10 protein-coding genes and 1 pseudogene are annotated in these 13,154 nt (G+C 38.3%); 5 read left to right on the top strand and 6 right to left on the bottom strand.

Features of this window, described 5'->3' with window-relative positions:
- Positions 1–86: 86 nt before the first annotated feature.
- The 4 genes from recA to CES81_RS12395 all read right to left on the bottom strand — a co-directional run bounded on the left by recA (position 87) and on the right by CES81_RS12395 (position 3,092).
- Positions 87–1,178 carry a recombinase RecA gene (gene recA, locus CES81_RS12410; protein WP_089122042.1) on the bottom strand — a complete coding sequence of 364 codons (1,092 nt, stop codon included), beginning with the start codon at positions 1,176–1,178 and terminating at the stop codon, positions 87–89.
- Positions 1,179–1,368: 190 nt separating this feature from the next.
- Positions 1,369–1,773, bottom strand: a complete 405-nt coding sequence (locus tag CES81_RS12405) for a hypothetical protein (protein WP_089088670.1) — start codon at positions 1,771–1,773, stop codon at positions 1,369–1,371.
- A 94-nt stretch (positions 1,774–1,867) separates the two neighbouring features.
- Entirely contained in the window at positions 1,868–2,368 is a 501-nt protein-coding gene (locus CES81_RS12400; RefSeq protein WP_089122040.1) for a DUF2798 domain-containing protein, read from the bottom strand.
- A 187-nt stretch (positions 2,369–2,555) separates the two neighbouring features.
- A complete protein-coding gene (locus CES81_RS12395; protein ID WP_089122039.1) occupies positions 2,556–3,092 on the bottom strand; it encodes a hypothetical protein in 537 nt (178 codons plus the stop codon).
- A 215-nt stretch (positions 3,093–3,307) separates the two neighbouring features.
- On the opposite strand from CES81_RS12395, the pseudogene CES81_RS12390 reads away from it, so the two are divergent.
- The 5 genes and pseudogenes from CES81_RS12390 (at position 3,308) to CES81_RS12370 (ending at position 11,326) form a co-directional block, all read left to right on the top strand.
- Positions 3,308–4,777 (top strand): annotated as a pseudogene (locus CES81_RS12390) (McrB family protein).
- Positions 4,778–4,787: 10 nt separating this feature from the next.
- The gene (locus CES81_RS12385) at positions 4,788–6,140 is read left to right on the top strand and encodes a 5-methylcytosine restriction system specificity protein McrC (RefSeq protein ID WP_089122038.1); all 1,353 of its coding nucleotides are present in this window, start codon (positions 4,788–4,790) and stop codon (positions 6,138–6,140) included.
- Between the two features lie 156 nt (positions 6,141–6,296).
- Positions 6,297–9,170 (top strand): type I restriction endonuclease subunit R, encoded by a 2,874-nt coding sequence (locus CES81_RS12380; protein ID WP_089122037.1) that lies wholly within the window; start codon positions 6,297–6,299, stop codon positions 9,168–9,170.
- 18 nt (positions 9,171–9,188) lie between these two features.
- Positions 9,189–10,784 carry a type I restriction-modification system subunit M gene (locus tag CES81_RS12375; RefSeq protein WP_089122036.1) on the top strand — a complete coding sequence of 532 codons (1,596 nt, stop codon included), beginning with the start codon at positions 9,189–9,191 and terminating at the stop codon, positions 10,782–10,784.
- A complete protein-coding gene (locus CES81_RS12370; protein WP_089122035.1) occupies positions 10,781–11,326 on the top strand; it encodes a restriction endonuclease subunit S domain-containing protein in 546 nt (181 codons plus the stop codon). The genes CES81_RS12375 and CES81_RS12370 overlap by 4 nt, the downstream gene beginning before the upstream one ends.
- Positions 11,327–11,370: 44 nt before the next feature.
- Here the strand turns inward: CES81_RS12370 and CES81_RS12365 are convergent, their stop codons facing one another.
- Both CES81_RS12365 and CES81_RS12360 read right to left on the bottom strand, forming a co-directional pair.
- Positions 11,371–12,288, bottom strand: a complete 918-nt coding sequence (locus CES81_RS12365) for a site-specific integrase (protein WP_089122034.1) — start codon at positions 12,286–12,288, stop codon at positions 11,371–11,373.
- Between the two features lie 141 nt (positions 12,289–12,429).
- Positions 12,430–13,154 (bottom strand): restriction endonuclease subunit S (locus CES81_RS12360; protein ID WP_180949814.1); only part of this gene is annotated, 725 nt, incomplete at its 5' end.

Here is a 13,154-nt window from a genome sequence, read left to right as displayed (position 1 = left end):
AGTTGCCTAGAAGAATAAAACTATTTAGTTCCAACTTTTTGGGTACACGTCAGATCAGATTGATCAGCGCTCTTTTACTGTAGTGGCTAAACCGCTTTTGTATGATCACCAGTGGACTTATCATCTTTGTCCGGTTCTTCATCCTTCTTCTCGTCGCGCCACATATCTTTAATTTCTTTTTCAACTTTATCCTGAATTTCTGGATGCTGTTCCAGGTATTCGATCACTTTCGGCTGACCTTGGCCGAGCCGTTCGTTTTGATAGGAATACCATGAACCGGATTTCTGGATAATGTCATTATCTACCGCGATGGTCAGCAGATCACCCGCGTGAGAAAGTCCCTTGCCAAAGAAGTTTTGCACTTCGACCTGTTTAAATGGCGGGGCGACCTTGTTTTTGGTGACCTTGATCTTAACGTTAGTCCCAATAATATCCTGCCCCTCTTTGATGTTGTCACGGCGACGGATCTCTAATCGAATAGTCGAGTAGAACTTCAGCGCGCGGCCACCAGGAGTGACTTCGGGGCTGCCGAACATCACGCCAACTTTTTCACGGATTTGGTTAATGAATAATAAGGTAGTCTGCGTTTGGTTGGCTAGACTCGTGAGGCCACGCAGCGACTGCGACATCAAGCGCGCCTGCAACCCAACGTGATTATCACCAATTTCACCATCGATTTCTGCTTTTGGCAACATGGCAGCAACCGAGTCGAAAACGATCATGTCCACGGCACCGCTTTTGACCAGTTCGTTAGCGATGTTAAAGCCGTCTTCAGCAGTCCCAGGTTGTGACAGTAACAGCGAGTCCAGGTCAACGCCGAGGTTCTTGGCATAAGCTGGATCCAAAGCATTTTCAAAATCAATGTAGGCCACGATGCCGTTTTGCTTTTGCAGTGACGCAACGGCGGTTAAAGCCAACGTGGTTTTCCCGGATGATTCTGGTCCGTAGAGTTCCATGATCCGGCCATACGGATAGCCGCCGCCAATGGCGTGATCCAGTGAGAGTAAGCCGGATGAGAAGCGTTTAATATCTAAATTGGGTTTATCACCCATGCGCATTAAAGCGCCCTTACCAAATTTTTTATCAATCTTTTTTAATGTGTCATCTAGCGCCTGTTTGCGTTCCTTTGAATCCGTCCGTTGTGACGGATGACCGGGTTCGAATAATTGTAAGGCCATACGGCAATCCCCCTTTGTTGAGAACGTATGTTCTAAAGCTATATTTCTATTGTAGTCTTATTTGTTAGATAAACACACCCAAAGAGAAGAATTGCTGTCGATTGTTCCATGTGAAACAAATATGGTGGGAACGAAAATTGCCCCCGCAAGTTTTGATACTGCGAGGACAATTTTACATTATTAAAAACTGTCATAAACTAATTAAAATATAGCCGCAGACCACCCCTAAGGCGATGACCATATTGAGCTTATCCAGCTGACGGCCACGGTTGTAGTAACGTTTGCACTGATTATAAAGTGACTGATCATCCTGTGAAAGCTGCTTATTATCCTTAGCCATGAATATCTTAAATTGGGCCACGGCTCGGTTTTGGCGATTTACTTTGCCAAACATCACAATAACAGTGATGCCAATAATAATGAGGACACCGTAAAAGAGAACGTTTGAGGTTGAGGCCGAAACCAAGTCCTTGCCACCAATCAGGCCATTTACCACGGTTGCGCCTAGTGCCACAACGAAGATGACGGTATTAAATATTTCTGACCACCAGTACGAGCGCAGGTACCGGTGATAATAGTTCAATTCTTTTTGCATAGTCATTAAGTCCTTTTTAGATAGAAGGTTACTTAAACATTATAGTCGATTATGCAGTGGAATGGTGAGGAAATGAATTAACGGCGAGTTAGGTTTATAGTTCAGTTTTCTCTGCATTTTCGCGTAAAACAGCCACATTGTCTGCAGCTGTCTGCATTTTACCCAATACAAATCTAGCAATGGGGCCCACAATCAATAGTTGCAGTGGCAGTGCCATAATGACGTTGAATAGCCAAGCGTGACCATATGCACTCCAGCCGACGTTGCCAGCCATGATAATGCCAAATAGCGACATGCAGGTGACCATGCCTAATACCATTAATACGGAGATGGTTAAGCCGATCAGCAAAATATTTTTCTTCATATAATCATTGATGATGTATTTAAACGCAACAAACTTGGCAATCTTACCGACGACTAAGAGGTCAAGAATAACGGCAACAGCCAGGCCACCGGGATATTCAGATATAGTGTGCAGCAGAAATTCATTAGTGAAACCTTCTGCTAAAGCAACGTTGTAACCAACCATGACGAGGACCATTAAGCCGGCCATGATGGCAGTAAAAACGATTTCTTCTTTAAAATTACGAGGCATTTGTTTCTCCTTTTCTATTCACAATGTTGGTTAGTATATCGAATAGGAGAGGTGCTTCGTAAGTTACGTTTTGATTACAAATTTGAAAGCGGAATCTTAAAGGAGGTGAATGAAGAAAAATGTGTACCGCCGATTAATTTTAGTCGGTGGTACACATTATGTTACGAGTTAGAAATCAGTAGAAAAATTAATAATAATGTTCTCCTGAAAAATGATGGTTGCCCAATTTATGGGCGGTTCCCTTACTGGTGTAGAAGTGGTTATCAATCCAGAACCCTGCACCGCCAGCTTCACTCAGTACGCGGACTTTTTTATGGTGGTAGGTTTTAATTTCAATTTTGTATGAACTGCCATCACCGGCTGATTGATTCCAGCCCATTGTATTGGTCCAAGTGGTTTTACCAATATGATAAGTATGGCCAATAATCCAAGAACGATGAGTTTTTGCTTTTTCTGGATCCGTTTTAGCATTCCGATAATGTAATGTCGAAGTACTGTGGTACCATTTGTGATCGTAATATTGTGAGTAACGCATTTTCTTAGACGAAAAATGAATGGTGTCGTAGCGACCATGACCATCATAATGGTACCAGGTTCGACGCAATGAAGTGGGAAATGATTTTAAAGTTGTTTTTGCCGAGGCCTGTGTGGGTAGAACCACCAGCGATAAACCTAATACGGCAATGATACTAAGAGCCAATCTTATGAACTTTTTTCTTAACATTTGAATATGCCTCCCTTTTACTAAAATATTACTCTTAGGTAAGCTTGAAAGCCATGCTTTAAGCTAGTAATGGACCGCAGTTACTGAAAATAAAAAAGATAATTTTAGTTAATGTTGGTTAACTATAATAGTTATCATTAATCTTTATCAATAAGCAACATTTGTCAGTGAATTCATCATATAATGGCATTACTAACTATAGAGGAGCTATAAAAATGTCTTTAAAAGAAACATTTGTGGAAGAACTTGAAAATGTTTTGAACATGGTTGGAGGCAAAGATGGTTCTAAAGATAAGCTATATATTACGCGTAAGAATGTCAGTGATAATTTAACTAAAGGCGAAAAAGGATTCGGTTTCATTTCCTTTATCCGTAGTGATCAGGCAGCTAGCGGCCGTTATTCTGGCCTATCAGTTAAAGTGAACCCTGGAGAAAAACATTATCGAATTTCTTTAGATATTGGAAACGACGGTTTTGGTGATGACTACCAGTTAGCAACTCTTCCAGGGACTCGACGACGATTCCTGAATCTTCAGAAGGACATCATTAGTTATACAAAAGGTAAGAATACAATAAAGTCTTTTTGTTCCTTAGACTATGGTGATGACGCACCTAAGCGACAATTAAAGGAGCTTGAAAAAGAGTATAAGGATGACAACATTGATTCACATGCTCAGGATTTATTTGTTGCCTTTGTTGATAAACCAATGGTGACTGAAGAGGTTCAGGATCAAACTTACAGTAAAAAAGATTTCTGGCTTGTTTTCAAAGCAGTTGCAGCTATTTATGCCGAATTACGTCAATGGTCCAACAAGGGTGAAACTAAAGTAGCTGACAAGTTTATCAATGCACTCCACGGTGACTACGATGAGACGCAAGATACAACTAAATGTATTCAAAATTTGTTGGATAATCGCCAATATGTCGTCCTTCAAGGGGCACCAGGTACTGGGAAAACCTATTTAATGAATCAGCTGAGTCAGAATTATGAATCATTTTTCACTCAATTTCATGCTGAAACCACGTATTCAGATTTTGTGGGTGGTTATAAGCCGGTTACTGATGATAAGGGATAATTAAGTTATCAATACTTTGAAGGCCCATTATTGGAAGCCATTCGTGCAGCAAAGGAAGATGGTAGTCAAAAGGTTCTTTTGATGATTGACGAAATCAATCGCGCTAACTTAAGCAATGTGTTAGGTGAAGCTTTCTACCTCTTTGAGAAGCAAACTGATCAGCAAAGAAGAAAAGTGGAACTTGGTAATCCACAAAATCCTATTGAGATTGAGGCTTTACCAGCTAATCTATACGTTATCGCAACTATGAATACGGCTGATCGATCATTGGCAGTTGTTGATTTTGCTTTGAGACGCCGATTTGCTTGGTTCACTATGTATCCGCATCCACTCAATCCATCTGGTAATCAGGTGTTTCATTCAAAACAATTTGAAGCAATGGATCGCATTTTCCAAACGTATGCGACTAGTGAAGAACTTATGTTAGAACCGGGACAAGCGTATTACTTAACTGATTCTGAAAATGCGGATGATTTAATGAAGGATCGGATGGAGTATGAACTTCTCCCACTAATTCGTGAATACCTTGATAATGGATTAATGATACAAGCCAAAGATGCCTTGAATCAATTCTTTGTTGACGAGTTAAATCAGACCTTGTTTATTTAGGAGGGCTATCTTGGGTAAAGATTTTCATGTTTCTACCGTTGAGATTCCGACCTTTACAGATTATATTTATCATCTTCCCAAAAGAATGGTTGATCGTAGAACACCGCTAGAGGACCAAGCGGCGTTTATTGAACTGAATAGAGAGTCATTCTCATACCTGAATATTGAAACCTATCAGTTAAGGGGTGAATTACATCTCATTACTAATGGATATGTAGGGGCAATTCCGTTGCGGATGCCTCAAGCCGGTAAGGGAAAAGCAATTACCGACTTGATCATAAAGCCACGATATGGTGCCCATGAAACTGACTGGTTTGCGTGGATGAGTGAGTTGGCTGACTTTGCTGGTGTTAGCTTAACGCCAGAGACTGATGCCAGATTAAAATTAACACGATCTGAAGGGACACCGACGCCACGCTATTTAATGGCCCAAGAAGTTATTACAAATATGGTGGCTGTTGTGAAGTCACGTGATTGGCAGATGTTTAAAAACGAACGGATGCAACTTGAGCGACCGGTTGGTAATGTTAAATGGTCACAATACGCTAAGCAAGCTGCAGATCCGCAGAAAAGATTATTGTTTCCAACGAATGTTAATGTGATGACACAAAATCACACTGAATTTGAACGAGCTTCAAACGTTCTTTCTGAAGCTGTTCAGGTCATTAACAGCCGTTTGACACCTAATCAGGTTAAACAAAATTGTACAGATAATATGGCTTTTCTACGGCATCAAATTTCTTTTAGTAACAGTGTGAAGCATGAAACAGGACTCTTTCGAATTCAAAAGCGAGAAAGCACGGATATCCAACGATTGAAAGAGTCTTTAAATGTATTTATTCAGCAACAGACGCAAAGGAAATATAGTTGGCGGATTGATTTCTCAATGTTATTCGAGCGATACATTCAAAGGTTATTTGCTCATACGGTTAATCAAGTAGATAACAACACAAGAATTAGCCATACTTTAACGCCTCATTATCGACATCAAGTCTCGCAGCTAATGCCGAGATATTTAGAGCCTGATATGGTTGCTGAATTTGCTGGTCAAAAAATTGTACTAGATGCCAAGTATAAATCTTATTTTTATGTTCGACATGGCGAAGATCATGAAAGTCAACAAGAGAGAATTCGACGGGATATTCATCAAATTATTGCTTATACCAGTTTAATCAGTGCTCAAATTGCAATTATTGTGGCTCCAGTTGATGGCGATGAAATTGTTGAGGAAGTATCACAGTACGATCGAATTACTATAGGGGTGTTAGGCATTCCACTTGATTGTCGACACGCTAAAAATTATGAGAATAGCATACGGTTATTTTTTAAGAAAGTCATTGAAATTAATAGCGAGAATAACTGATGAATAATTTTTTAGAAATGCTTTAGAACATTTAATTGGTTGCACGGCCAGCGTTTAAACCGTAGAATTAAAGAAATAAAGTCGGAATAAATTTAAGTGTAATCATGCTTAGTTAAACTAGATATCAATAATTTAAAACTAAAGGGTTTGAGGAAAATGACAAGAGAATATCAATCCGAGGCCGAACTTGAAGATCAACTTATGAAGCGTTTGAATGCACTTGGTTATAAGACAATCAAGTTGCAGGATGAAAAAGCAGTTATTGCACACTTTAGAGATGTTCTTAATGAGCGTAATCGCGATCGTTTAAAAGGGAAAGTATTAACAGATACAGAATTCACTAGAGCCTTAAATGAACTGACTGGCTCAAAAACGATTTATCAAATGGCCCAGTTATTAAGAGGTTCGGATTATCAACCTAAAGGAAAAATTGTTATTACTCGAGACGATAATTCAGAAGTATATTTGGAATTCTTCGACGGTACTAATTTTGAACAGAATAAATTTGAAGTTGCGCATCAGATTACAGTTAACGCTAAGTATACTAATCGGTATGATGTGACAATTTTGATCAATGGTTTGCCGATTGTTCAAGTCGAATTAAAGCGACGTGGTGTTGAGTTGCCACAAGCTTTCAATCAAATTATTCGTTATCGTAATGAGTCTTTTCGTCAACTATTTAGATTCATCCAAATATTTGTTATTTCAAACGGTGAGGATACGCGGTATTTTGCTAACAATGATGGTAAATTAAACTCAAATTTCATGTTTTATTGGACGGATAAAAAGAACCATTGGTTAAATGAAATTAATGCCTTCTCAGCATCGTTCTTTGATCGCAGAAGACTTCATAGTTTAATTGCTAGATATACTATTTTTGATAGTGATGCACAGCGAATATTGGTTATGCGTCCTTATCAAGTGTACGCCGTAGAAGCAATTATTGATCGAGTACAGAATCATCCGGGCGAAAATGGGTACATTTGGCATACTACTGGGTCTGGTAAAACTATTACTGCTTTTAAAGCTAGTCAGATTATTGCGCAAAAAACTGATGCTAAAAAAGTTATTTTTTTGATTGATCGTTCCGACCTAGATACCCAGACAGCGGATAACTTTAACGCATATCTTCCTCAAATAAAGGGCGAAAGTCGGGCCTTAGATCGTATTGATAGTACTAAAATGTTGGTCGAGCAGTTACAAAGTAAAAGTAATCCATTAATAGTTACGACAATACAGAAGCTTAACTATGCGATTCAAAATGATCGTTATAAAGATTTATTGACCCCTTACCATGATGCTAAAGTGGTATTTATTGAAGACGAAGCCCATCGCAGTCAATTTGGCGAAATGCGTAAGGGTATTAACCGATGGTTTAAAAACGCCCAGCACATTGGTTTTACTGGAACACCAATTTTTGCGGAGAACGTTGGGCAAGATGGACGTACAACGGAAACATTGTATGGCGAATGTCTACACCAATATCTAATTAAAGATGCTATTAGGGACCGGAATGTTCTAGGCTTTTCTATGCAGTATTTGAACACTATTCACGGTAAAGACGTTTTTTTAGATGGCAATGAAATGGTTTCAGGTATCGATAAAAAAGAAGTTATGGAAGCTGACGATAGGCTAGAAATGATTGTTCAGCATATCTTGTTAAACCATGGTCAGATTACCCATAATCGACATTACAATGCTATTTTAGCTGTGCCTAGTACCCGGGTAGCTTTGAAGTATTATGAGCTATTTAAGAAGTTAGACCCAGAACATCAGCTGCACGTTACAACTATTTTTACTTGGGAAGCAAATGAAAAGGATAATGAAGAAAAGCAAGATAGTAAAGAGACGTTGACGTCTCGGCATGGCCTTGAGAGTGTTATAAAAGATTATAATCAAATGTTTGAAACAAATTTCAGTACTGACAAGTTTAAAGACTATTTCAATGATGTTTCGAGGAGGATGAAGCAGTTTGATTATCAGACGCCAGAAACTAATATTGATGTCCTAATAGTTGTTAATATGTTTTTAACTGGTTTTGATTCGCCCAAATTGTCTACGTTGTACATTGACAAAAAATTACAGTGGCATAATTTGATCCAAGCGTTTTCTCGTACCAATCGGATAGAACTGGATTCTAAACCCTTTGGGAATATCTTGGCTTACCGAAATATGAAACAGGATACAGATAATGCTGTGAGACTATTTTCAGCAGGCTCATCGGAATCGCTTTTCGTTCCAAGTTATGATGAATTACAAGGACAATTTGATGACGCCGTGGAAAAGCTGAGAGAGATATCGCCCACGCCCCAGAGCGTAGATAATCTTCATGATTTGGGAGATGAAGCGTTACAGAAATTTGTTTTGGCCTTTCGGGAAATTCTTCGGATTTATAATAAGATACGCGTTTATGATGAATTTGATTTTGGAAAAATGGCGGATTTTTCTCATCAAGATATGGAGTCATACAGAAGCAAGTATGCGACTGCTTACCAGGAGCTAATTGATGGTAAGGAGGGTCCTGATCCTTCATCAGTACTAGACGATATTGATTTTGAAATAGAATTAATTGCTGCTGATACGATTGATGTGGGTTATATTGTAAATTTAATTCATGCGATTAATCTTAAAGATGAAGATGAGCGACGACAAGATACACGACGAATAAAGAAAATGTTGATAAACGCTGCTGATCCTAATTTACAATTGAAATCTGATTTACTTCAGGCTTTTCTAGAAGAAATTGTTCCTAAACTGGATCCAGAAGACAATGTTGGCAATGAGCTTAACCAATACCTCATTCGGAAACGCGAGGAATCTGTTAAGAACTTTTCTGAAGAAGTCCATCTCCCAGAAGAGGTTATCAAAAAAGAAATGGACGATGTTAGCTTTTATGGTGAGCATGTAAATACCAAAGCACTGAATGAGGCTTTAAATGCAAATGGGTTGAAGTTTATGGAGAAACGCACAGTTAAGAGTCGAGTTAAAACGTTTGTCACTAGAGCATTGAAAAAATTCGTGTTGTCATAGAATAGGAGAATTATCTTAATGTCAGAAACACATATCGAACAAGCGCAACAACAGGCGGATTTGCAAAAGCGGCTATGGGCGATTGCGAATGATTTGCGTGGAAATATGGATGCAAGTGAATATCGAAACTATATGCTTGGACTAATCTTCTATCGCTTCTTATCTGGTAGAGTTGAAGATTATGTTAATAAGCAGTTGGCAAATGATAAACTCACTTTTGCACAAGCGTATGCAGATGATGAGATTGGCCCTGAACTTAAAGATGATGTTACCCAAACGTTAGGATTCTTTATTGAGCCCAAGTATCTTTATAGTTCATTAGTTAAAGACATTGAATCTGGTAATTTTGATATTGAAAAGTTACAGATGGCAGTTAACGAGGTCGAAAACTCGACGATTGGTCGCGAATCGGAAGATGATTTTAGAGGCTTATTTGCTGATATGGACCTTTCCTCTAATCGGCTAGGCTCAACTCCCGCACAGCGTGGGGATCTCATGGCAAAAGTTATGCTGAATTTAGCAGATATTCCTTTTGGTGTCGGCGATTTACAAATTGACGTACTCGGTGATGCTTATGAATACTTAATTGGTCAATTTGCAGCTAACGCTGGGAAAAAGGCTGGTGAATTCTATACACCCCAACAAGTATCAAAAATTTTAGCTAAAATTGTTACATTTGATAAGGATAAATTAAAAACGGTCTATGACCCAACTATGGGTTCTGGTTCTCTGCTATTACGGGTAGGAAACTCAGCTAAAGTTGGCTCTTATTACGGACAAGAATTAAATGGAACAACTTATAATTTGGCCAGAATGAACTTACTTATGCACGGCGTTAATTACAGTCGTTTTGATGTTTATAATGGTGATACCTTAGAGGACGATCATTTTGATAGTGAGGTTTTTGACGCAGTAGTTGCAAACCCACCGTATTCAGCAAAATGGAATCCTGAGGGCAAGTTGGAAGATGAGCGTTTTCGTAAGTATGGTAAAACGGCGCCAAAGTCAAAAGCTGACTTTGCGTTTGTTGAGCATATGTTATATCACCTTTCGACGGATGGAACTATGGCGGTTGTCTTACCCCATGGTGTGCTCTTTAGAGGCGCGGGTGAAGGAAAAATTCGTCAGTATATGATTGAAACTGATAATGTTTTAGATGCTGTCATTGGCTTGCCAGCTAATTTGTTTTATGGCACATCTATTCCGACTGCTATTCTTGTCTTTAAAAAGAATCGACAAAATAAGGATATTTTCTTTATTGATGCTTCTAACGATTTTGAGAAAGGAAAAAATCAAAACAATCTGACCGATGAGCAAGTACAAAAGATTGTTGATACTTATGCCAAAAGGGAAAATGTTGACAAGTATGCCCATAAGGCGACTTATGATGAAATCGTTGAAAATGAATTTAATCTCAACATTCCCCGGTATGTAGATACTTTTGAAGAAGAGCCGCCTGTTGATGTTGATAAATTGGTGGACGACATGAAGAAGACAGATTCTGAAATTGATCAGTTAGAAGCAGAGTTTAGTGATATGTTAGGTGATTTAGTGGGCCAAAATGCTGACGCTCAACAGCAGCTTACGAAAATTAAGGAGCTGTTTGGTAAATGAGTAATAAAATGACGCCAAATGTGCGATTTGAAGGATTTACGGATGCTTGGGAACAGCGTAAGCTTAAAGAGATAGTCCAGATTAACCCAAAAACAAATATACCAAACAGTTTTGAATATGTAGATTTAGATTCAGTTAAAGGAACACATTTAAGGAAGTATCGATTGGAGACTAAAGCAGGTGCCCCTTCTAGGGCTCAAAGGCTTGCCAAAAAGGGAGATATTTTTTATCAAATGGTACGTCCTTATCAAAAGAACAATTATCTATTCCAAGATAAAACGGGTGATAATTTCGTTTTTTCAACAGGGTATGCGCAGTTAAGACCCAGTATTAGCAGTACTTTCTTGTTGAGTGTGTTACAGCAACAAAGTTTTGTAAATCATGTAATGGCAATTAGTACTGGTACTAGTTATCCAGCGGTAAATGCCAGTGACTTGGCTAGATTGCATATTCTGGTTCCAACCAGTGTGGGAGAAATGGAACTAATTGGTACTGTAATTTCACATTGTGATGACATTATCGCTCATCATCAACGACATTAAAAAAATCATGGATATAGTATCATCCATGACTTATAACTTTACTCTTATATTAAGCTAGCTAAGTGCTTCATTATTTTATCATTATCTTGATTCTCTAGCTCTTGTATAATGTGTAAATACGTATGTTGGGTAGTCGTCATATCTGAATGCCCAAGCCTCCGTGCTACTGATGCAATACTCACACCAGCATATAGTAACAGTGATGCATGCGTATGACGAAGACCATGCACAGAAATCACCGGTATCTTTGCTCTTTTACACAACCTCTCCAAATAATGGTTAACTGTATCGTTATATACCTTTCTTTGAACAAATATTGGTTTATCTTCAGGTAGCCCTTTGGTTAATTGTGAAAACTGAATCACTGTTTGCCAATCCAATTGGACTTTCCTAACTGATGACTTATTCTTTGTTGGGGCAAATCCGCCCTTCTCTGACTTGTAATCCCATGTCTTATTAACATTTAAATACTGATGAGCAAAATCAAAATCATTCGGTGTCAATGCCAGTGCTTCTGCAAAGCGTAGTCCAGTTTTAGAAATTAAAAGTATGAAATAATCCCAATTAACTCCCTCATCTAATCTCAATATATTCAATAGGCTCTGCATTTCATGCTGATTCAAAAACTTTATTTTATGCTGCCGCTGCTGAACACCTTTTATAGTTGCTTTTCGTGTAGGATCACGACCTATTAAATTATCTTCAAGTGCATCTATTAATGCACTTTTTATATGCCTGTGAAAATCCATTACAGTTTGTCTTTCATGACTTTCTGCATAATCATTTAATAATTGTTGATATGTTAATCGAGTTATATCACTCAAGTATAAATCTGGAACTAGTCTAACGAGTTGACGATGTGTCATTTCATACTTCTGATATGTGACAGACCGCACCGCATCTTTCTTATAAAGATGAATCCATTGAAAGAAATACTCATGTAATTTCAATTTCTGTGCCATAGTGACACCTCCATACAAAAAATTAGACAATCAAGAGATTATCTAATTAATTGATACAGAATTATTTATATTTTGACTAGTGTTATCACTTAATCTATTTCGCTACATATATGCGTAATTACTGAACTATACCATTTTCAATCAAACAAACATATTTTGCAGGAACCACTTTTTAAGTTGCTGCAGCTGATCAAGCTTTTTCTGATGATGAGCGATAGCGTTATCCAAGCCATCAAAAAGCCCTGAAATAGTTTGTTGTTCGTTAATTGAAGGAAAAATAATTGGGGTTTTTGAAACAGGATCAATTGTAAAATGGCGTATTGAAATGCCGGTCATACTATCATGAACGTATTTTCGGAGTCGTCTAGTAAGAAACTCGAAATGAAGAAACTTACCGTCTACCATTGAGGACTTTGATGTCTGCGCATACAGAATCGCACCACCCTGTACATAGACTAGCGAATTATCGTCCTTATAGAAAGTTAATCCGACGCTCTTGGCAGTACCACCGCTTATTATCAGAAGATCACCCTTTTTAGGTGATCCAGTTTGTTTATCTAGTCTTTGAAATAGTTCGGGAGAGATACTTAGCTCATCTTGTCGACTTTCTGTGTTGATATCACTAGAGCGAAGATATGGTATCCCTTTATTTGTCCAAAGAGTGTTAGAAATTCTCGCACTGTCAAATATTTTAGTCAATTCTAAAAGCTTACGCTGTTCCCAAGCATCAGTAAATCCTTTAAATCGCCACTCTTGATCAAAAATTTTTTGAAGAAATAATTTTTTTAACTGACGTAAGTCTTCAAGCTCTTTCTGATGATGAGCGATAATGTCATCACAATGTGAAATTACAGTACCAATTAGTT

Source organism: Secundilactobacillus pentosiphilus (assembly GCF_002217985.1).
GTDB lineage: Bacteria > Bacillota > Bacilli > Lactobacillales > Lactobacillaceae > Secundilactobacillus > Secundilactobacillus pentosiphilus.
The sequence above is the reverse complement of the archived record's forward strand: the minus strand, read 5'-3'. Positions and strand labels throughout refer to the sequence as shown.